General features: G+C 74.6%; 17 protein-coding genes and 1 pseudogene. 11 read left to right on the top strand and 7 right to left on the bottom strand.

From position 1 onward, the window contains the following. Positions 1–283: 283 nt before the first annotated feature. Positions 284–1045 carry a BTAD domain-containing putative transcriptional regulator gene (locus ACH4B3_RS22735; RefSeq protein WP_398465371.1) on the top strand — a complete coding sequence of 254 codons (762 nt, stop codon included), beginning with the start codon at positions 284–286 and terminating at the stop codon, positions 1043–1045. Positions 1046–1139: 94 nt separating this feature from the next. Next, the gene (locus tag ACH4B3_RS22730; RefSeq protein WP_398465369.1) at positions 1140–1850 is read left to right on the top strand and encodes a BTAD domain-containing putative transcriptional regulator; all 711 of its coding nucleotides are present in this window, start codon (positions 1140–1142) and stop codon (positions 1848–1850) included. Positions 1851–1955: 105 nt separating this feature from the next. Here the strand turns inward: ACH4B3_RS22730 and ACH4B3_RS22725 are convergent, their stop codons facing one another. Next, positions 1956–2171, bottom strand: coding sequence for a DUF5988 family protein (locus ACH4B3_RS22725; protein ID WP_398465367.1), 216 nt, complete (start codon positions 2169–2171; stop codon positions 1956–1958). Between the two features lie 298 nt (positions 2172–2469). Here ACH4B3_RS22725 and ACH4B3_RS22720 point away from each other — a divergent pair, with 298 nt between their 5' ends. Both ACH4B3_RS22720 and ACH4B3_RS22715 read left to right on the top strand, forming a co-directional pair. Beyond that, entirely contained in the window at positions 2470–3660 is a 1191-nt protein-coding gene (locus ACH4B3_RS22720; protein WP_398465365.1) for a sensor histidine kinase, read from the top strand. Next, positions 3653–4792 carry a hypothetical protein gene (locus tag ACH4B3_RS22715; protein WP_398465363.1) on the top strand — a complete coding sequence of 380 codons (1140 nt, stop codon included), beginning with the start codon at positions 3653–3655 and terminating at the stop codon, positions 4790–4792. Before ACH4B3_RS22720 ends, ACH4B3_RS22715 begins: the two co-directional genes overlap by 8 nt. On the opposite strand, the gene ACH4B3_RS22710 is transcribed toward ACH4B3_RS22715, so the two are convergent. Next, positions 4759–5415 carry a response regulator gene (locus tag ACH4B3_RS22710; protein ID WP_398465361.1) on the bottom strand — a complete coding sequence of 219 codons (657 nt, stop codon included), beginning with the start codon at positions 5413–5415 and terminating at the stop codon, positions 4759–4761. The two genes, ACH4B3_RS22715 and ACH4B3_RS22710, sit on opposite strands and share 34 nt — an antisense overlap. Positions 5416–5853: 438 nt before the next feature. Here ACH4B3_RS22710 and ACH4B3_RS22705 point away from each other — a divergent pair, with 438 nt between their 5' ends. Together ACH4B3_RS22705 and ACH4B3_RS22700 are read left to right on the top strand one after the other, a co-directional pair. Further along, a complete protein-coding gene (locus tag ACH4B3_RS22705) occupies positions 5854–6423 on the top strand; it encodes a DUF6233 domain-containing protein (protein WP_398465393.1) in 570 nt (189 codons plus the stop codon). A 282-nt stretch (positions 6424–6705) separates the two neighbouring features. After that, positions 6706–7191 (top strand): DUF6098 family protein, encoded by a 486-nt coding sequence (locus tag ACH4B3_RS22700; protein ID WP_398465391.1) that lies wholly within the window; start codon positions 6706–6708, stop codon positions 7189–7191. Between the two features lie 252 nt (positions 7192–7443). On the opposite strand, the pseudogene secD reads toward ACH4B3_RS22700, so the two are convergent. The 4 genes and pseudogenes from secD to ACH4B3_RS22680 form a co-directional block, all read right to left on the bottom strand. Then, a pseudogene (secD, locus tag ACH4B3_RS22695) lies at positions 7444–9615 on the bottom strand (protein translocase subunit SecD); the annotation flags it as partial. Positions 9616–9739: 124 nt separating this feature from the next. Beyond that, positions 9740–10168, bottom strand: a complete 429-nt coding sequence (locus ACH4B3_RS22690) for a hypothetical protein (RefSeq protein ID WP_398465359.1) — start codon at positions 10166–10168, stop codon at positions 9740–9742. A gap of 110 nt (positions 10169–10278) precedes the next feature. Next, positions 10279–10938 (bottom strand): response regulator, encoded by a 660-nt coding sequence (locus ACH4B3_RS22685; RefSeq protein ID WP_398465357.1) that lies wholly within the window; start codon positions 10936–10938, stop codon positions 10279–10281. Further along, positions 10931–11893: a HAMP domain-containing sensor histidine kinase gene (locus tag ACH4B3_RS22680; protein ID WP_398465355.1), complete on the bottom strand. Its 963-nt coding sequence runs from the start codon at positions 11891–11893 to the stop codon at positions 10931–10933. The genes ACH4B3_RS22685 and ACH4B3_RS22680 overlap by 8 nt, the downstream gene beginning before the upstream one ends. A gap of 358 nt (positions 11894–12251) precedes the next feature. Here ACH4B3_RS22680 and ACH4B3_RS22675 point away from each other — a divergent pair, with 358 nt between their 5' ends. The 3 genes from ACH4B3_RS22675 to ACH4B3_RS22665 are packed head-to-tail and all read left to right on the top strand — an operon-like array spanning position 12252 to position 13826. After that, positions 12252–12578: a TraR/DksA family transcriptional regulator gene (locus tag ACH4B3_RS22675; RefSeq protein ID WP_398465353.1), complete on the top strand. Its 327-nt coding sequence runs from the start codon at positions 12252–12254 to the stop codon at positions 12576–12578. A gap of 43 nt (positions 12579–12621) precedes the next feature. Next, positions 12622–13005, top strand: coding sequence for a TraR/DksA family transcriptional regulator (locus ACH4B3_RS22670; protein ID WP_398465351.1), 384 nt, complete (start codon positions 12622–12624; stop codon positions 13003–13005). Then, the gene (locus ACH4B3_RS22665) at positions 13002–13826 is read left to right on the top strand and encodes a hypothetical protein (RefSeq protein WP_398465349.1); all 825 of its coding nucleotides are present in this window, start codon (positions 13002–13004) and stop codon (positions 13824–13826) included. Before ACH4B3_RS22670 ends, ACH4B3_RS22665 begins: the two co-directional genes overlap by 4 nt. A 45-nt stretch (positions 13827–13871) precedes the next feature. On the opposite strand, the gene ACH4B3_RS22660 is transcribed toward ACH4B3_RS22665, so the two are convergent. Beyond that, the gene (locus ACH4B3_RS22660) at positions 13872–16028 is read right to left on the bottom strand and encodes a glycosyltransferase (protein ID WP_398465347.1); all 2157 of its coding nucleotides are present in this window, start codon (positions 16026–16028) and stop codon (positions 13872–13874) included. Positions 16029–16511: 483 nt separating this feature from the next. Between ACH4B3_RS22660 and ACH4B3_RS22655 the strand changes: the two genes are divergently transcribed. Together ACH4B3_RS22655 and ACH4B3_RS22650 are read left to right on the top strand one after the other, a co-directional pair. Further along, positions 16512–18236: a SpoIIE family protein phosphatase gene (locus ACH4B3_RS22655; RefSeq protein WP_398465345.1), complete on the top strand. Its 1725-nt coding sequence runs from the start codon at positions 16512–16514 to the stop codon at positions 18234–18236. Between the two features lie 298 nt (positions 18237–18534). Continuing rightward, positions 18535–19260 carry a S1 family peptidase gene (locus tag ACH4B3_RS22650; protein WP_398465343.1) on the top strand — a complete coding sequence of 242 codons (726 nt, stop codon included), beginning with the start codon at positions 18535–18537 and terminating at the stop codon, positions 19258–19260. Positions 19261–19294 lie beyond the last annotated feature (34 nt).

The following is a 19294-nucleotide window of genomic DNA, read 5'->3' as shown; positions in this document are numbered from 1 at the left end:
ACAGCGAGACCGCTCTCGCCTTACGAAATATAAAACTCGGAAAATTTTGCATCCACATGGAAAGCAGCAAGCGGTTTCTGGCTAAGCTGCCTTCGGCGTGGGTAGGACGTCAGCACTGATGTCCGAGATGCGAGCATATTGCTTTCGGACTGTGCCGGCTGTATGGCAGACCAATTCGAACACGTTCAAAAAATCGGGGTGAGTATCGAATGCTGACCTTATTCGTTGGAATTGCGAAATCCCCCTGCTTCGAGGAGGTACGGGCGACGGGAGGTCGCGCATCATGAGGTACGAGATACTCTGCCCGCTGCGCGTCGTCGACGGTTCGTCCATCACCTCGCTCAGCGCCCGGAAGATCGAGGTGCTCCTGGCGGCCCTGCTGGTGCGTACGGACGAGACGGTGAGCAGCGAGGACCTCATCAAGGAGATATGGGGGAACCGGGCGCCGCGCCAGGCGCTGGCGGCGCTCCATGTCTACGTGTCGCAGCTCCGCAAGTTCCTCAGGCGCCCCGGCCGGACCGACAGTCCCATCGTGACCGCCCGCGGCGGCTACGCCCTCCGGCTGGGCTCCGACGAGCTGGACTTCCGGGTCTTCCAGGACCTGGTGCGGCTGGGCGGGGACGCCCAGCGGGCCGGATGCGTCCAGGAGGCGTGCGAGGCGTACGAGGAGGGGCTCGGCCTGTGGCACGGCCCCGTCCTGGAGGACCTGCGCGACGGGGCGATCGTCAACGGTTTCGTGTGCTGGGCGGAGCAGGCGCGGCTGGACTGCGTCGAGCGGTTCGTGGAAACCGGACTGGAACTCGGGCGCCACCGCGAATTCGTGAGTTACCTCTACGCCCGGATCGAGGAACTCCCGCTGCACGAGGCGTTCTACCGGCAGCTCATGCTGGCGCTCCACCGCTCGGGATGCCGGGCCGACGCCCTCGGGGTCTACCAGTCGGCGCGGACCGTGCTGAGCGAGGAACTCGGGCTCGAGCCGTCCACGGCCCTCAAGCGACTGCACCACGCCATCCTCGTCGACGCCCCGGAACTCGAAGTCGTCTGAGCGATTCCCCCGGGCACCGCAGTCCCGTCATGCAACCAGATCCGGAGTACAGGGGGTTGAATTCGTGCGGTATGAAATTCTTGGTCCGCTCCGCGTGGCCGACGAAGGCGGCTGTTCGCCGCTGCGGGCCCAGAAACTGGCCACCGTCCTGGCGGTCCTGCTGATCCGTTCCGACCAGGTCGTGATGGCGGAGCAACTCCCGAGGGAGATCTGGGGCGAACTTCCTCCCCGGCGTACCACCGCGAGCATCTACGTCTGCGTTTCCCGGCTGCGCAAGTTCCTGAACCGGCCGGGGCAGCAGAATCCCATCATCACCCGACCCGGCGGCTACATGCTCCGCCGGGCGTCGAGTGAATGCGATTTCGACGTCTTCCAGCGGCTGGTCGCGGACGGCCGAAAGCACGCCAGGTCCGGAGAACCCGCCGCGGCCGCCACCCGTTTCGAACAGGCACTGGGGCTCTGGCGCGGCCCCGCCTTCGGCAACGTCCAGGCCGGGCCGATCGTGGCCGGCTTCCTGAAGCGGCTGGTGGAGATGCGCATCGAGTGCGCGGAGATGTCCGTGGAGGTCGATCTGGAGCTCGGCCGCCATCAGGAGTCCATCGGCCGGTTGCGGTCGCTGATAGCGGAGTTCCCGCTCCGGGAGACGTTCTACCGGCAGTTGATGCTGGCCCTGCACCGCTCCGACCGCACCTCCGAAGCCCTCGGCATCTACGAGTCCGCCCGCTGTGTGCTGGACCGGGAGCTCGGACTCGAACCCGGTCGGAAGCTCAGGGAACTCCGTCACACCGTCCTCGCCTCCGCCTGACACCCGGGCCGGCGACGGCCGTTCCTCCTGGCGGTCGGCCGGCCGGCCGGCCGCTTCCCGCGCGCGCCCGCGCCGGGAGCGCCGACCGCCGCGGGCGGCATACGATCACTCGGCGACGTAGGTCCGGCGGATGCAGCGGAACACCCGCAGCCGCCTGCCCTGGGTCTCCTCGAACTCCCCGGTGGGCTCGAAGTGTTCGTAGGCGTTGCCGACCGGAAGCTTCAAGGGGGACTCGACGTCATCGACGTGACGTAGGGAGTTCAGGGGGTCCGCGGGCAGCGGTCCGCCTCGCAGGACGACGTTGGGCGCAGGTGTGGACACAGGGGACTCCGTTCCCTCGCTGCACGTTCATGGAGAAGGTCGGAACGAGACGAAGGCGTGCCGATGAGCGACCCGCCCCACGTCCGCAAGGGGCTCGTGATGCCCGGCAGGGGTGGGCGCCGGGAATCCGGACCGTCCCGGTCCGGTCCCGCGGCCGCCGCGGCCGGTTCAGCTTAGTCGCGTGGCGCCGCGCGGTGTGAGGGTCGTTCGACTGACAAAGCCGTTCAGGTTTTCCTCCGAGATCACGAGTCTTTCCCCACGCCATGTCAACGAGCTGATCCCCGAGGATGGATGCCCGATGCCGAATCCCCCACCGTCGCTCGGCCTGCCGCTGCGGATCCGGTCGCACCGCCCCGGGGCGGCGGGCCCCTGGGCGCGGGAGTACCTCGCGTTCAACCGGCGGTTCGCCCTCTACGGCCGCGCCGCGGTGGTGAGCGTCTGCGCCGTGCCGGCGGTGGTCGCGATGCCGGTGGCGGGCATGGCCGTCACGGCGGCCATCGCCGCCGCGGCACTCGCCTGGGGCTGGGTCCACGTGTGGCTCGCCACCGCGACGGCGATCCGCCCGGGACCGCTGCTCGCCGTCGACCTGCTGGTGATGACGGCGCTGTGCCTGAGCCAGCGCCTCACCGTCCCGGACACCCAGACCGACCACGGCGGCACCTGGATCCTGGCGGTCGTCAACTTCACCGCGGTCGCCTACCAGCTCACCCTGCGGCCGCGCACCGGAATCCTGGCGACGCTCTGGCTGTGCTGCGCGGATCTGGCGGGCGCCGCGTTCCGTCCGCACCAGCAGTGGACCGACGCGCTGCCCGTCGTGGGCTGGGTGCTGGTGGACATCGTCCTGGCCCAGGCCGTGGTGCGGCTGGTGCTCGGCGAGAGCCGGGCCGCCGACGAGGCGGCCCGCCGGGCCGCCCGGGCACGGCGGCACTGGGAGGCGGCGGAGGCCCGCCGCACCGCGGAGCGCGAACACCTCGCCGCGCTGCACGACACGGCCTGCGCGACCCTGCTGATCGCGTCGGCGCCCTGGGCCACGATGCGGCCGGAGACGCTGCGGGCACAGGCCGCCCGGGACCTCGAACGCCTGCGCGCCGAGCAGCCGGTGGCGGGGGAGGTCGATCTGGCCCCGCTGCTGCTCGACGAGATCGCCGCCCACCCGCTGCGCGTCACCGCCCGGATCGACGAGGACCTCGGCACCGTCTGGCGCCCCGCGGCCACCGCGCTGCGCGGCAGTCTCGGTGAGGCGCTGCGCAACGTGTCCCGCTACGCGGGCGTGGACCGGGTACGGGTGACGGCGGAGCGCACCGAGCACGTCGTCGTGGTGACCGTCGCCGACCACGGGGTGGGATTCGACACCGGGCGCGTACCCGCGCAGCGGATCGGGATCCGGCACTCGATCTGCGGGCGCATGGGCAACGCGGGCGGCCGGGCCACCGTGGAGTCCCGGCCCGGACGCGGCACCACGGTGCGTCTGGAGTGGCCGCGTGTCTGAGGACCACCGTCAGCTGATCACCCGCCACCAGCTCCGCGGCATCCGTGCCGGCGCGCTGGTCATCCTCGCCACCCTCCACCTCGGTTCCGCGCTGCCCGGACTGCTGGGCGGACTGGACGACTACCGCCACCCCTGGCTCCCACTGGCCGCCTACGGCCTGCTCACGCTCGTCCTCGCCGGGAGCCTCGCTCTGGGCCTCGGCGGCGGCCGGTGGCCGCGCGGCTGGGTTCCGTCGGCCCTGACCTGCACCTTCGCCGCATCGGTCGCGGCCACCAGCCAGGTGCCGGCGGACCAGTACTTCACCGGCTCGGCCCACTGGTCCGCCCAGACAGCGGGCTGGTTCGCCGTCGTGCTGCTCGCCCACCGGGGGCCGGTGGCGTCCGGGACGTTCATCGGCTGCCAACTGGCCGTCACCGTCGCCCAGCTGCTCGCGGCCGGCGTCCCCTCCCGGGCCGTCGGCGCCGGCATGGCCCTGAACGCCGTGTCCATCTGCTGCTTCCAGATGACGATCGCGGTCGGCGGGAAACTGCTGCTCGACCGGAGCACGGCCCTCGGCGAGGCCCTGTGGGTGCAGGAGCGGGTGCGCACCCGGATCGCCGTCGCCGCGCAGATCCACTCCGACCAGCGCCGGCGGTACGCCGAGCTGAACGCCACCGCGCTGCCCCTGCTGGAGGGGCTCGCCGACGGCTCGCTGGACCCGCGGGAGGACCGGGTGCGGCGGGCCTGCGCCTCGGAGGCCGCCCGGCTGAGACGGCTGTTCGCGGAGAGCGACTACAGTTTCGACCCCCTGGTCCACGAGATGCGGGCGTGCATCGACGTCGCCGAACGCAACGGCGCCACCGTGCAACTCGCCGTCCGGGGCGCGCCCCTGGAGCTGCCGCTGCGGCTGCGCCGCGCCCTGCTGGACCCGGTCATCCCGGCCCTGGCCGCCGCCCGGCGGACGGCCCGCGTCACCGTCATCCGGAGGGAGGACCAGGTCCGGGTGGGTGTCGTGGTGGACGGGCTACGGGGGCGGCTGCCCGAGCCGGCGGCGAGCGAGGTCCGGGTGCGCACGGTGCACGCCGACGGACGGCTGCTGGTGGAGACCATGTGCCGGACTCACAGCTCGTCCAGCGAGATCAAGCCGTCCTGAACCGCCCTGGCCACCAGCTTCGCCTTGGTGGTCGCCGGACGGCCGGCGTTGGCGTACTTGATGCGCACCCGGTCCAGATAGGTGTTCACCGTGCGTTCCGAGATCCCCAGGCTCTGGGCGACCATCGCCTTGGACTCGGACTGGAACCACTCCACCAGGACCTCCACCTCCCGGACGGACAGCACCGGGCGGCTCTGCCGGGTGTCGCTGCCGAAGGCGCCGGCCAGCGACGGGGGTGTGTAGGGGATGTCCGCGGCGGCGGCCAGGATCGCCTTGACCAGGTGCCGCTGCCCCTCCGCCTTGGTGATGAAGGTGGCCGATCCCAGGTCCATGCAGGTCAGTGCCGCCTCCTGGCTGTCCCGCATGGTGTAGACGACGACCTTGCGCTCCTGGGTGACCAGCTCGTGCAACTCGTCGTAGGCGAAACGGCCGTCACGCAGCATCAGGTCCAGCACCACGACGTTGGCGGTCCGGCCGGGACCGTGGAGCGCCACCGACACGTCCGAACCCTCCGCCACCACCTTGATCGGCACGTCGGCGGCGGCGCACCACGCCGAGATGCCGGCCCGCACCACCGGGTGGTCGTCGACCAGCGCGACGCTGAGAGGGACCCCTGACTCCACACCCACCTGCCCCTTGGCTAGAGAACTCGTTCCACACGCGCGGTCCGGTCTGCCCCGGGTGCCGGGACGGACTCGTTCGACGGGTCCGGTGCGACGGCTCACCTCGGCTCCCCGGTCCCTGTGCGATCAGCGGCGATCCTGCTCCGATTGCTTCCCGGGATTGCCACCTCGGATGCGGCGGGAGCGGCGCGAAGTTCCTCTCCGGACCGGCGGACCGGCGGGTATGCGCCCGGTGCGCGGCAGCGGCGCCCGATCCGCCGCCGGGCCGGACCCCGGCAGCGGATCGCCGGGCGGGTCGGCCCCCGGCGGCACCGGGTCGTACCGGCGGCCCACGGAGCCCGGCGTCACCGCGTGGCCCCGCCCCGGGCCCCGCCCCGCGGCACCCCGGACGCCGCCCCGCGGCACCCGGGGCGGCGTCCGGCATCCCCGGGGCCGGGCATGCGGCCCCGCGGCGGGCTCCGGGGCGCACCGTCCGGCCGCGCGGAAGGACCGGGCCGGAGTCACCGCCGGTCCGGTTATCGAACTAGAATTCGAAATATGGATGCGGAGGAAGCGTGGCGGTCGAAGGCCGGGCCCTGGGCCCGGGCCACCATGCCCGACGGCCAGCAGCTCGACGTCATCGTCACCGGCCGCATCCGCACCCCGGACGGCCGGTGGTGGTACGAGGCGGAGGCGGTGCTGCCCGCCCGCCACACCGACGGGGAGGGCCGGACCAGGCCCACCGGGGCACCCACGCCGATCAGCGTCCCCGCCGACCGGATCACCCCCATCCCGGGGGAGCGGTACGACACCCTGTCCACCAGCGGAGCCGTCGCCGGGCGGCAATGGGCCCTGGAGAACCTCCACCAGTACCTCGACGGGGCCGGCCGGCGCCTCCACCGGCGCGACTGCTGGCAGGTCCGTGCCGAGCACACCCTGGTCACCACCGCCGAGGCCGCCGGGTTGCTCGGCACCGCGGACGTGGCGGTCTGCGATGTCTGCGCGCCGCAGCGGGCGCTGCGGCGGTGACCGGCGCGGGATCGGCCTGCGCGCGGAGGCACCGCTCCCGCGCCGTCGTCGCCCGGCCCGGCACCGGGGCCCGGCTCCGCCCCGCGGCCGCCGGGCGGGGACACCGGACGCCGGCGTGGCGCGCCGGCCGGGTACGGACCCGCCGGGGCAGTCTGGGCCCATGGTCTGCCTCGAAGGTTTTCCGGAACGGGCCGGGGGCATGTGCGCCGGTGCCCCCGCCCCGGGCGCCCGGCCTCTCCGGCCGGCCGCCCCGAAGACCGCCGTCCGCCGGAGGAACGCCTGATGCCGGCCCCAGCAGAGATGCCCGTGATCACCCGGCTCGCGCAGGTGACCGAACTGGTCCGGCGCGCCGAGCACCCGCTGTACGTGCGCTGGTCCCTCGGCCCCCGCGCCGATCTCGGGTCCGCGACCAGCACGGACGACCTCACCGGCATCCCGCTGCCCGGCCTCTCCGTGAACGCGCTGGCGGTCGAGCCCTGGTGGGGCGACCGCCCGCTGCGGCTGTGGGTGGCCCGCAGGCTGTACGACTACTGCCACCTCGGGCGGGAGAAGGGGCCCGGGGTACGGCCCTGGGTGCTGACCGGGCGGGAACTGGGCCGCGGGCCCGACAACGAGCCCCTGCTGCGCGACGCCACCGCCATCGCCTGGATCGGCACCGAGGTGATCGACGAGGCCCGGGCGGAGGTCCGGCGGCAGCGCGGGGCCTGGGGGCCGCTGAGCCGTGCCCGGGACACCCCCGACCAGCAGGGCTTCGGGGCGCCGAGGTGACCCCGGCGCCACCGCCCCGGGTGCCCGGCGGACGGCGCCCGCGCCGCCGCCGGCCGGTGGATCCGCCGCCGGTCGGGCACCGCGGATCCACCGGCCGGGCCCGGCCGGCCGATGTGCTTCAGCGGCCGGAGCCGCCCCCGCCCGCCGGCAGCTCCGACCCCCGCCCGGCCGGCCCGGCGGAACCGGGGACGGGCCGCGCGGTCTCCGGTCCGCCGCCGGGCCCATCGCCCGGGTGGGGCCGGGACCGCCGCCCCGGGCGAGGACGACGGCCACCGGAGCGGCGGTGAACACCGAGGAGTAGGTGCCGACCGCCAGGCCGATGAGCAGCGCGAGGGCGAAGTCGGTCAGCGAGTCCCCGCCCAGGAACACCAGCGCGGTGACGATGAAGCCCGCGCCGATGCCGGTGTGCACGGTGCGCGGCAGGGTCTGCAGCACCGCCCGGTTCACGACCTCCGCCGACGGCGCCGTGCGCTCGCGCCGGCACAGCTCACGGACGCGGTCGAAGACCACCACGGAATCGTTCACCGAGTAGCCGATGACGGTGAGCAGCGCGGCGAGGAAGACCCCGTCGACGGGCTTGCCGAGCCAGGCGAACACCCCGACCAGGATGAGCACGTCATGGGCGAGGGCGGCTACCGCCGCCGCCCCGAACACCCAGCGGAAGCGCACGGCGAGGTACAGCAACTGGGCGCCGAGGGCCACCGCGAGGGCGATGAGGGCACCCCGCCGCAGCTCCGCGCCGAGACTGGGACCGATCAGTTCGTCGCGGACCTTCTCGGTGCCGGCTCCCCCCAGGTCGCGGACGGCGCCGGTGATCCTCCGCACCTCGGCGTCGGTCGACTCGCCGGTGCGCACCGTCAGGTTCCGGTCGCCGGAGGACTGGACGACGGCCCGCGGGAACCCGGCGTCGGCCAGCGCGCCGCGGGCCCGGTCGGGGTCGACGGACGTGGTGGTGGCGTACTCGACGAGCCGCCCGCCGGTGAACTCGACGCCGAGGTCGAGCCCGCGCACCGCGACGCCCGAGGCCGCCAGCACGGCGGCGACCGCGGAGGCGGCCAACCAGCGGCGCGGACGGCGCATCAGCTGCGGGTCGCGGCGCAGCAGCCGGGCGCGGACCGCACCGGTGTGGGCGATACCCGTGATCCGGGGCCGGCGCCGCACGGCCGGCCTGCCGACGGCGTACTCGGCGAGCACGCGGGTGATCACCAGCGCGCTGACCATGGAGGTGAGGACCCCGATGCCCAGGGTGACGCCGAAGCCCCGGACCGGGCCGGAGGCGAAGAAGAACAGCAGCGCGGCCGCGATCAGCGTGGTGATGTTGGAGTCGGCGATGGCACTGAACGCGTTGCGGAAGCCGGCGGCCAGCGACGAGCGGGCACCGGGACGCCGGCGGGCGGCGTACTCCTCGCGGGCACGTTCGCACACCAGCACGTTGGCGTCCACGGCCATGCCGATGGCCAGCACGAAACCGGCCAGGCCCGGTAGTGACAGGGTGGCGCCGAGCGCGGCCAGCGCCGCGTAGGACATCAGGCCGTAGCAGGCCAGGGCCACGGTGGCCAGCACACCCAGGAGCCGGTAGACGGCGATGACGAACAGCGCCGTCAGCACGGTGCCGATGGCGGCGGCCCAGGCGCTGGCCCGGATGGCCTGCTCGCCCAGGGTGGGGCCGACGGTGCGCTGCTCGACGATCTCGACCGGCACCGGCAGGGCCCCGCCGTTGATGAGCATGGCCAGCCGGCGGGCTTCGGAACGGCCGAAGTCGCCGGTGATCCGGGTGGAGCCGTCGGCGATGCCGGAGCGGCAGGCGACGGACGGGTCGACCTGGGGCGAGGAGACCACGACGTCGTCCAGGACGATGGCGACCCGGCGTGCGGGGTCGCCCACCGGCCGGCAGGCGGCGTCACCGGTGAGCCGGGCCCAGCCGGCCCGGCCGGCGTCCGCGAAGTCCACGGTGACGTTCCAGCCGCCGCCCTGCTGGTCGTAGCCGGCGGTCGCCTCCTCGACGTGTTCGCCGGTCATGGTGGCGGCCCCCAGGCGCAGCGGGGCGCCGGACTCGTCGGGCAGCCGCAGCTCCCGGGGCCGTTCCGGCGCGGGCCGGTCCCGCTCGCCGCCGGCCCCGGCGGCGGAGCCGAGCACCGGGTGGAAGGCGAGCTGGGCGGTGCGGCCCAGGGTGCCGGCGGCCTCCTCGGCGTCCTGGACACCGGGCAGTTCCACGATGATCCGGTTGCTGCCGGAGCGGACCAGGGTGGGTTCGGCGATGCCCAGCGCGTCGACCCGGCCGCGCAGCACCTCCAGGGTGCGGTCGGTGACCTCGTCGTCGGCGTCGACCGTGGGTGTGGAGCGGGTTTCCAGCACGATCTGGGTGCCGCCCCGCAGATCGAGCCCGAGGCGCACCGGCACGGTGACGGCGATCCACAGCGACATGGCGACCACGAGGAGCGCGAAGAGCGCCCTCAGGCGTACGGAACGTTTCAACAGGAGCCTCCAGCAGGCATGCCGCGGCCACGGCGCGGCGGAAAGAGAAGAAGAAAGACGGAGATAGGTGGGGTCAGCTGCCTGGAGGCGGGGGTGGTGCCCGGCCGCGGTCGCACATCGGATGGACGGCGGCGGACGCGACGGGGCGCCCGGCGGACGGTGGGGTGCCGGCCGGGCCGGGCGGGGCTGCGATGCTGCCACCGGACGGCAGGACGGGATGGCCGGGCGGTTCCGTGCGCTCCCCGGCGGGGTCGCGGGGGCCCCTGGCCCGGGTGGTGGGGCCGGCGAGGAACCCGGCGTCGTCGGCGTGGTGGCCGGTGCCGGCGTGCTGCGGTTCGGCCGGGACCGCGGGCCCCGTCGCCGCGGCGGCGGGGCGCTGCCGGGCCGGGCCGCCGTCGGCGAACACCGCGACCAGCACCGTCAGGGCGGCCACCAGCGCGAGGGCCGCCGCCGCGAGCCGGCGATCACCCGCGCCGGGGACGGTGCGTGGTGACCGGTGCATGCACCGCCCCTTTCATGAGACCGGTGCCGCGCCCGCCGGGCGGGCGCGGCACCCGGCCTGCCGCCAGGTGGAGGACGGGCCGCCGGGTCCCCGGGCGGCCCGTGCCGGGATCAGGGTTCGACCAGGCCGGCGCGGATCGCGTACCGGGCCAGCTCCAGCCGGTCGCGCAGGCCGAGCTTCTGCAGCAGGTTCGTCCGGTGCCGCTGGACGGTCTTCACGCTGATGAAGAGGATCTCGGCGATCTCCTTGGAGGAGTGTCCTTCGGCGACCAGCTTCAGGACCTCCTCCTCCCGGGCGGTGAGGACCTGGTCCGGGGTCTCCTCGCCGTGGCGGACCCGGTCCAGGTAGTTGCGGATCAGGGCGGTGACCGCCCCCGGGTAGAGGAAGGGCTCGTCGCGCATCGCCGCCCGGCAGGCGGCGACCAGGTCCCGGTCGGCGGCGGACTTCAGCACGTACCCGCCGGCGCCGGCCTTCAGCGCCTGGAAGAAGTACTGCTCGTTGTCGTGCATGGTCAGCATCAGGATGCGCAGGCCCGGCCTGATCGCGGCCAGCTCACGGGCGGCCTGCAGCCCGGTCAGCCGGGGCATCGCGATGTCCAGGACGGCGAGGTCGACGTCGTGGCCGCGGGCCATGTCGATGGCCTCGGCACCGTCCCCCGCCTCGGCGACCACCTCCAGGTCCGGCTCCCGGTCGAGGATGAGCCGGACCCCGCGCCGCACCAGGGCGTGGTCGTCGGCCAGCAGAATACGGATCGCGGACGGGTCAGACATGGTCAGGACTGCTTCCTGGGACGGGGACGGTCAGCCGGACCCGGGTGCCGGCCCGGGAGGCGGGGGCGATGTCGAAGGCGGCACCGATGAGCAGGGCCCGCTCGCGCATGCCGCGGATGCCGGCGCCCTCGCACGTCGCCGCCGTGCCGCGGCCGTCGTCGACGACCGAGAGCTCCACCGCGTCACCGGAGCGGCACAGGCTCACGTCCACCTGCGTGGCGTCCGCGTGGCGGGCGACGTTGGTCAGACTCTCCTGGACGACGCGGTAGAGGACCAGCTCCGTCTCCCGCTCCAGAGCCGGCAGCTCGGAGTCGAACCGGCGCCGCACCCGCAACCCGGCGTGGGTGGCGAAGTCGTTGGTGAGCGAGGTCAGCGCACTGACCAGACCGAGGTCGTCCAGGACCCCGGGGCGCAGCCGGCGCACCAGGCGGCTGACCTCGTCCAGACTGCCCCGGGTGATCTCCTGGATCTGCCGCAGCTCGCCGCGGAGCGGCCCGGCCGCCTCGACCGCGGCGCGTTCCAGGGCCAGCAGGATCGCGGTCATGCTCTGGCCGACCTCGTCGTGCAGCTCCTGGGCGATCCGGCGCCGCTCGGCCTCCTGCGCCAGCAGCACCCGGGCGCTGCTGGCCGCGCGCTCGGCCTCCAGCCGGTCGAGCATCGCGTTGAAGGTGCGGATCAGCTCGGCGACCTCACCGCGCCCCTCCGCCACCGGCCGCTGCCCGGGGCGGAGCAGGTCCACCGTGGTCATCAGCCGGGTGAGCCGGTCCAGCGGGGACAGGCCCCAGCGCAGCAGGGCCGCGTTGGCCACCAGCATCACGACCAGACCGCACACCAGGATGACGGCCTCGGTCAGGAGCACCGGGACCGAGACCGTCACCGGGGCCCACAGCAGCAGCGCCGTGGCCGTGCCCAGCACCACGGCATTGAGCCCGAAGATCCGCCAGAACAGGGACACCGGGGGTACGCCTCCTTCACATGACACGCTTCGCCTCTACTCTCGGGCATCGCGCACCCCGGGCGAGCCGCGGCCTTGAGGTCCCGACCGCGCCCGCGGCCAGGCTGCCCGCCGCCCGCGGGCCTGTCGATGGGGCCGCGGCCCCATTTCCGGGGGGACGAGACACCCATTCCACACGACGGTCCGGACACCCGGACCGGCGGATATGGGTTCCGCGCCGGATGGGTACCGGGCGCGCGAAGGGCCAAGGTGGGGGGCACGACCGGGCAGCCGGTGCCCCCTGCGCCGACGCCGGACCGCGCGCCGCCCGCGGCGCCCCGGCCCGCCGCCCCACCACCCCCCGAGAAAGGGACCCGCCATGACGCTCGACGCATCCCGGACCGAACCCCGTCCCGCGCGGCCCACCGCGCACGAGGCCCGGCAGCGCCTCGAGCACGCCCGCAACACACGGCTGACGCAGTTGCAGGCCCTCGGCACCACCGGACAGACCGCGGACGACCACCTGATGTCCGCCCAGCGGGACGCCATCAAGCGGGTCCTGGTGGAGATCGACGAGGCCTTCGCGCGGATCGCGGACGCCACCTACGGGACCTGTCTGGGCTGCGCCAAGCCCATCCCTCCGGAACGCCTGGAGATCCTGCCCTACACGCGGTTCTGCGTCGGCTGCCAGCACCGCGCCGCCTGACCCGCCGGGGCTTCGAGCCATGCCGTATCCGAAGGGTGCAAGGGTGAATCAGCGCAGCGGCGGCGACCGCGAGACGTTCCTCACGCCCGAGGAACTCCGGGCGCTGCGCGCGGACCTGGACGAGCAGCGGGTCTTCCGCAGGGAGCAGCTGCGGCAGATCGCGACCGCCGCCACGGTCCGCGGCGGCGACCGGCGCCGGCGGCCGGGCGTCGCGCAGGCCGAGGTCCGCGCCGCACTCGCCGCCTCCGCGCGGATCGTGCTCGCCGACGTCGAGGCCGCGCTGCAGCGGATGGACGAGGGCCGCTACGGCATCTGCCACCGGTGCCCGCGGCCCATCGACCGCGAGCGCCTGGCCGTCGTGCCGCAGGCCCGGTTCTGCGCGCACTGCCAGCACGCCGGCCGGCCGGCGGGGGAGGCCGACCGGTGACCGGGCCCCGCCGTCCGCGCGACGCCGCGGCCGGGGACCGGCCGTGGCCCCGGTCCCGCTCCTGTCCGGGGATCGCCGTCGACCTGGGCAGCGCCCGCGTCCGGGCCTGGATCACCGGTCAGGACACCGTCCTGGACGTGTCCGCGGCGGACCGCCCGGGCGCCGGCGCCGGACACCCCGGGCGGCACGGAGCCGTGCTCGACCCGGCGGCGGCCGCCGCGGTGCTGGACCGGCTGCTCGGCCACCGGCTGGCCGGCCACGGCCGCCCGCTGGTGGTGCTGACCGCGCCGGCGCTGGACGGTGTCGCCTACCGGGCGGCGGCCCGCGGTGCGGTGCGGGTCCTGCGACCGCGGGCCGTACTGACCGTGCCCAGCGCCCGGGCGGTCGCGATGGCCGCCGGGGCGGATCTGACCAGTCCACTGCTGGTGGCGGACCTCGGCGCCCGGTTCACCGAGGTGGTGCTGCTGGCCGACGGCGCGGTCGTCGACGCCCGCCGCGCCGCCCTGGGCACCGCCGAGCTGGGCGGCGCCACCACCGCCCGGCACCTCGGGGAGGCGGTGGTCACCATGCTGACCGCGATGCTGCGGCAGGACCGCACCTCGCTCACCCTCGACGCCCTCCGGCGCGGCCCGCTCCTGGCCGGCGGCGGGGCCCTGCGGCCCGAGATCGTGCACCATCTCTCCGGCCGGCTGCACGCCCCGGTCGCACCGGTGCCGGCACCGCACACCGCGGCCGTCCGCGGGGCCGCCGGACTCCTCGGCTCGGCGCACGGCCATCCCTCGGTCTCCGGGCGGGTGCGCGCTCCGGCCCGCCCCCGCTGAGCCGAGGGTCCCGCGGGGCCCGCGCCACCGGTTCCGGCGTCGTCCTCAGCCGGAGCCGGTGCCGGCCCCCGCCCCGTCCGGCCGGTGGTCGCGGGCGCTCAGCGTGAGGTTGTTGGCGGCGTTGAAGAAGGGCCGGACCCGGGTGGCCCCGCGCCGCGGGTGGTCCAGCACGCACGCCGGATACACATCGGTCTTCTTCCGGTCGGCCAGGTCGCCCGCGATCCGCCCGATCGGCACCGCGGCGGCGCCGGGCGAGCCGATCAGCCGCAGGTCCCACAGGTCCTGCTCCACCTCGGTGCGCCGGGCGAGCGCGGACTCGTACCGCAGGACGAACTCGAAGCGCGCCGGACCACCGCCACCGGCCGGCGTGCCGGCCCCGGAGACCGGCCGGACCGGCACCCGGAGGTGCTGGTCGTCACCCTGCCGGGACATGGCCACGACCTCGGCCCCGGGGCCGAGCGCGGCGGCACCGTACAGGGCCGCGGTGACCGTGACCGAGTCCTCGCCGACCAGGACCTCGGCGACCTCGGCGTGCGCCGGGCGCAGCCAGGTCCGCAGGGCGAGGAAGCCGTCGGCGGTGGTGTAGGGGACCAGCGCGGTGACTCCGCGGTCGCCCACGGCCGGTCCGGTGGTCAGCAGCCGGGCCTGTTCCACCAGTTCGGCGGTGAGCCGGGTCCGCCGGTGGGTGCCGCCCGGCGCCACATAGCAGTCCCAGCGCCCCTCGGGCAGCAGGTGCGCGGTCCGGTCCAGGGTGACCTCGGTGAGCGGGCCGTCCGCGGCGGGCAGCGGCAGCCGTACTTCGCGCTTCTCCGGGTCGCGGCGCAGCCGGGCGACGAAGTCCAGCTGCCCCTGGGCGAGTTCGGCGGTGCGCAGCCGCACCGTGACCCCGCCCTCGGAGGTGCTGCGGCAGTGTGCGTGGACCCGCTTCGGGGCCTCGGGCGCCTGCTCCGCCGCCTCGGCCGCGGGCCGCGGCTGCTCGGCCCGGGGCAGGACGCGGCGCAGTCCGGACCGCACGCGCCGCAGCAGCGGGGGCGCCGGGGACTTCGGTCGCGCCGACCGCAACTCGTGGATGAGCGCCTCGTAGCGCTCGGCGATGACGGCCGGGTCGTAGGCGGCCGCGGTGGTCCGGGCCCGGGCGGCCATGCGCAGCCGGGCGTCCCGGTCGTCGATCATCCGCAGCAGCGCGGCGGCGTAGGCGTCGACGCCGCCGTCGAGCGGCACCAGCAGCCCGTCCTGACCGTTGGTGATGATCTCCCCGGGGCCGTACGGGCAGTCGGTGGCCACCACCGGGACCCCGCAGTGCATGGCCTCCACGATGGTCATGCCGAAGGACTCGCCGTCGGAGGAGACCGCCGCGATCGAACCCTTGGCCCACTCGGTCTCGATGGGGGAGACCGCTCCCATCAGCTGGATGCGGTTGTACAGGCCCAGCCGGTCGATCCGCTCCCGCAGCGCCGCCTTCTGCACGCCGCGTCCGTAGATGCGCAGGTTCCAGTCCGGTCGGTCGGCGGCGACCTTGGCGAACGCGTCGATCAGCCGGTCGTAGCGCTTGATCTGCACCAGCCGGCCGGCGGCGACGATGAGTTTGGCGGTGTTGCCGGACGGCTCCACCGCGGGCGCGGGCACCCCGTTGGGTATGCACAGGATGCGGGTGGTCACCTCGGGCAGCGCGGTGCGGTAGACCTCGGCGTCGGCCTGCGAGACGGTGACGAAGGCGTCCAGTTCGGCCAGCGCGGTGTTCTGGTCCGTGCGCAGCTGCGGCGTGTGCGAGTTGAAGGTGAGGTGCTCCTGGCCGATGCGGATGAGCCGGTCGCCGCCGTACCGGGCCAGGTAGCCGTTGAGGATCGGGCGGGTGGCGATGACCACGTCGGCGTCCGTCCGGTCCAGGAAGGAGGCGATGCGGTCGTCGGTGAGCCGGGACGGCGCCATGGGCCCGAAGCTGACTCCGGTGTCGGGGTACATGGTGCTCGGCTGCCCGGCGGCCGGGTCGTCGCCGTCGTGACCGGGCGACTCCGGACGCCAGTCGATCAGCGGGAGCAGGCCGACCCCGTCGGCCAGGTCCAACTGCGGGCGGTCGACCGGACGGTAGACGCTGACGATCTCCACTTGGTGGTGTGCGGACAGCGCTCGCGACAGGTTGACGGTCGATCTGATCGTCCCGCCGATGCCGTAGGCGTTCCAGATCAGGAAAGCGATCTTCACCCGTCATCCCCTCGGTTGCGGCGCATCCGGTGCCTCGTGAGCCTGCGTCTTCTCCAGGGCCCGGCCGCACGTTCGAACGCGGGACCCCGGGAACTGAGACCGTGAAAGGTGACGGAGGTTGCGCAGGCGGAGTGAAGTGTGATGACCGTCATATGAATGACGGGTGAAGATCGGTTGGCTCGTCCGCGGCGTGCCGGAGCGGGTACCGGGGGTGAACGGCGCGAGGGCGGGCGCACGGCGGAGCGCCTCGCACCGGCCCGGGCCGCACCCGGCCGCGTCCCGTCCTCCGGCGGCTCGCCAGGTGCGGGGCGTACGGCAGGCGCACCGCCGTCCGCGTACCGGTCCGGGCCGGCCGCCCGGTCCGGACCGGGCGGTTCCCTCGCCGGTCCGTGGGCATGTGGAGAGTCCGAGGGAGGTTCGACCGGAGTGCGTCGGCCGGACCATGGCGGCAGGCGGGATGCCGGCCACGACGAGGGAAGAGACATGACAGCTGCAGAGGTTCCGGAGGTCGCGGGCGAGGACGTCTCCAGCGAGCTCAGACAGTCGCTCGGCGACGTGCTCGCGGCGCTGGGGGCCGGTGCCTGCGTGACGGACGAGAGCGGGCGCATCCTGGCCGTCAACCCCCCGGCCGAGCGGCTGCTCGGCCGGCCCGCCCGGGAACTGCTCGGCCGCGACGCGCACGACCTGCTGCACCGCAACCGCCACGGGGCCGCGGTGTCCCGCACCGAGTGCGCCATGCGGCGCGCCATCCTGTCCGGACGGACGGTCCAGGAGAGCCTGATGTGGCTGGAGCGGGGCGACGGCACCCTGCTGCCCGCCTCGTGGCTGATCACCCCGTACGACGGCGGCGACCTCGGCGAGTACACGCTGGTGCTGTTCCACGGCCACGCCGGCAGCGACCCGCCCGGCACGGAGGCGGCCCGGACCGGCGAACCGCTCACCGAGCTGGAACGGCTGTCCCTGCTCGCCGAACTGACCACCCAGCTGACCTCCACCCTCGACATCGACGAGGCGCTGCGCCGGCTCACCGCCCTGGTGGTGCCCCGGCTGGCGGACTGGGCGGTCATCGACCTCATCACCGAGCGGGACGAGGTGTGGCGCACCGCCGTCGTCCGGTCGCAGAACGGCACCCTGGTGAACCGGGAGGACCTCCAGGGGCCGATGCCGCCGGTGCCGGAGGCATCCGGCATGCCCCTGTCCCGGGCCCTGCGCGGGGCGGCCTCGGCGCTGGCGGGACCGGAGATCTACCAGGGCGCACCGGACTCCGGCATCGCGGTGGAACAGCGCAGACTGTTCTCCGTGACGGGCATACACTCCGCGGCCATCGCCCCGATCCGGGGGGTGCGGGAGGTCCTGGGAGCCCTGACGCTGGGACGCTCGGAGCGGCCGGGCGCCTTCACCGCCACCGACCTCCCGCTGCTGGAGGACATAACCCGCCGGGCCGGGCTCGCGCTGGACAACGCCCGGCTCTACCAGCAGCAGCGCCAGGTGGCCGAGACCATGCAGCGCCATCTGCTGCCCCAGCTGCCCCGGGTACCGCGGCTGGAGATGACCGCCCGGTACCTGTCGGCGCCCGACGCCTCCCAGGTCGGCGGCGACTGGTACGACGCCTTCACCCTCGCCGACGGGGCCACCGCGCTGGCCATCGGGGACGTCGTCGGGCACGACCTGGACGCGGCGGCCGGGATGGCCCAGCTCCGCAACATGCTGCGCGCCTACGCATGGGCCGAGCAGAAGCCGCCGAGCAAGATCGTCGAGCGGCTGGAGCAGGCCGCGGTGCAGGTCGCCGAGGTCTCGATGGCCACCATGATCTTCGCCCGGATCACCCCCGCCGACGCCGCCTGCTGGGAACTGACCTGGACCAACGCCGGCCACCCCCCGCCGCTGCTCGTCACCTACGAGGGGGTGACCCGGTACCTGACGGAGGGGCACGACATCCTCCTGGGCACGCAGACCCTGCACGCCCGCCCCGACGCGAGCACCCTCCTCCCGCCGGGGGCCACCCTGCTCTTCTACACCGACGGCCTCATCGAGGCCCACGGCCGGTCCCTGGACGACGGCCTCGCCCGGCTGAGCCGGCACGCCGCGTCCCTCGCCCACCGGCCGCTGGATTCCTTCACCGACCAGCTGCTCGCCCGCACCCGTCCGGCGGACAACGACGACGACGTGGCGATCCTCGCCCTGCGGATCCCGGCCGGCGACGACTGAGCGCTTCCCTCGGGCGGTTCCCCCGGCCCGGCCGGGGGAGCCGCCCGGCACCGCCGCCGTCACCCGGCCGGGGCCCGGACGGCCGGGGATCGCCGCGGTCCCCCCGCCGCACCTCTCGACCCGGCGGCGGGGCGGCGGCATGGTGAGGGGTGACCGGCGGGTGGACACCGGTCCCGGGCCGTGGCGGCGGCGTGCGCGGGCAGCACGGCTCCCGCGGCCCGGGCCACCGGCCGCCGCCGGGCACGGCAGCAGCACGCGGTACGTCACGCCCCGTCGAGCAGCTCTCCCGGGAGGACCCATGCGCTCCGTCATCCGCCGCGCCGGCCCCGTACACCCCTCGCCCCCGTGGCGGTTCCGTTCGGTGCTCGCCGCCCTCGCGCTCGCGGCGCCGGTCGCGCTGCCCGCGGCCGGCACCACCGCCTCCGCCGCGACCGGCGCACCGCGGGCCGTCGCCGTCCGCGGCGGCGACGTCCTGTACCGCGCCGGCGGGCAGTGCACCGTCGCCTTCAACGCCCGGGCGGGCGCCGTCCACTACGCCGTCATGCCGGGGCACTGCGCCGAACCCGGAACCACCTGGTACGCCGACCCCGCCCGCACCGTCCTGGCCGGTACCACGGCCGGGGCAAGCTTCCCCGGCAACGACTACGGTTTCGTCCGGTACACCGGCACCGCCGTCACCCACCCCGGGGAGGTGTCCCTCCGCAACGGCACGGTGCGGGACATCACCGGAGCCGCGAACCCGTCCGTCGGGCAGTCGCTGTGCCACGTGGGCCGGGTCACCGGGCTGCGGTGCGGCACCGTCACCGGTGTGAACCTGACCGTCCACTACCCGGAGGGCACGGTGAACGGCCTGTTCCGCTCGACCATCTGCTCCGAGCCGGGTGACACCGGCGGGCCGGCCTTCGCGGGCACCACCGCACTGGGCTTCATCGTCGGCGCCGGCGGCAACTGCGCGACCGGGGGCACCACCTACTACCAGCCGATCGCCGAAGTCCTGGCCGCCTACGGGCTGACGCTGTACTGAACCGGCCCGGCGGCCGCGGGCCGGTCACCCGTCC

The sequence above is a fragment of the Streptomyces sp. NPDC018031 genome (assembly GCF_044327625.1).
In the GTDB taxonomy this organism is placed as follows: domain Bacteria; phylum Actinomycetota; class Actinomycetes; order Streptomycetales; family Streptomycetaceae; genus Streptomyces.
Note: the sequence above shows the minus strand (reverse complement) of the source record. Positions and strands in the feature narration are given on the sequence as shown.

Coding starts and splice junctions, on each gene's coding strand:
- ACH4B3_RS22690 (WP_398465359.1), bottom strand. CDS start 10,168: ATGCACCGGTCACCACGCACCGTCCCCGGCGCGGGTGATCGCCGGCTC.
- ACH4B3_RS22735 (WP_398465371.1), top strand. CDS start 284: ATGAGGTACGAGATACTCTGCCCGCTGCGCGTCGTCGACGGTTCGTCC.
- ACH4B3_RS22700 (WP_398465391.1), top strand. CDS start 6,706: ATGCCGGCCCCAGCAGAGATGCCCGTGATCACCCGGCTCGCGCAGGTG.
- ACH4B3_RS22650 (WP_398465343.1), top strand. CDS start 18,535: ATGCGCTCCGTCATCCGCCGCGCCGGCCCCGTACACCCCTCGCCCCCG.
- ACH4B3_RS22655 (WP_398465345.1), top strand. CDS start 16,512: ATGACAGCTGCAGAGGTTCCGGAGGTCGCGGGCGAGGACGTCTCCAGC.
- ACH4B3_RS22705 (WP_398465393.1), top strand. CDS start 5,854: ATGCGGCCCCGCGGCGGGCTCCGGGGCGCACCGTCCGGCCGCGCGGAA.
- ACH4B3_RS22720 (WP_398465365.1), top strand. CDS start 2,470: ATGCCGAATCCCCCACCGTCGCTCGGCCTGCCGCTGCGGATCCGGTCG.
- ACH4B3_RS22685 (WP_398465357.1), bottom strand. CDS start 10,938: ATGTCTGACCCGTCCGCGATCCGTATTCTGCTGGCCGACGACCACGCC.
- ACH4B3_RS22675 (WP_398465353.1), top strand. CDS start 12,252: ATGACGCTCGACGCATCCCGGACCGAACCCCGTCCCGCGCGGCCCACC.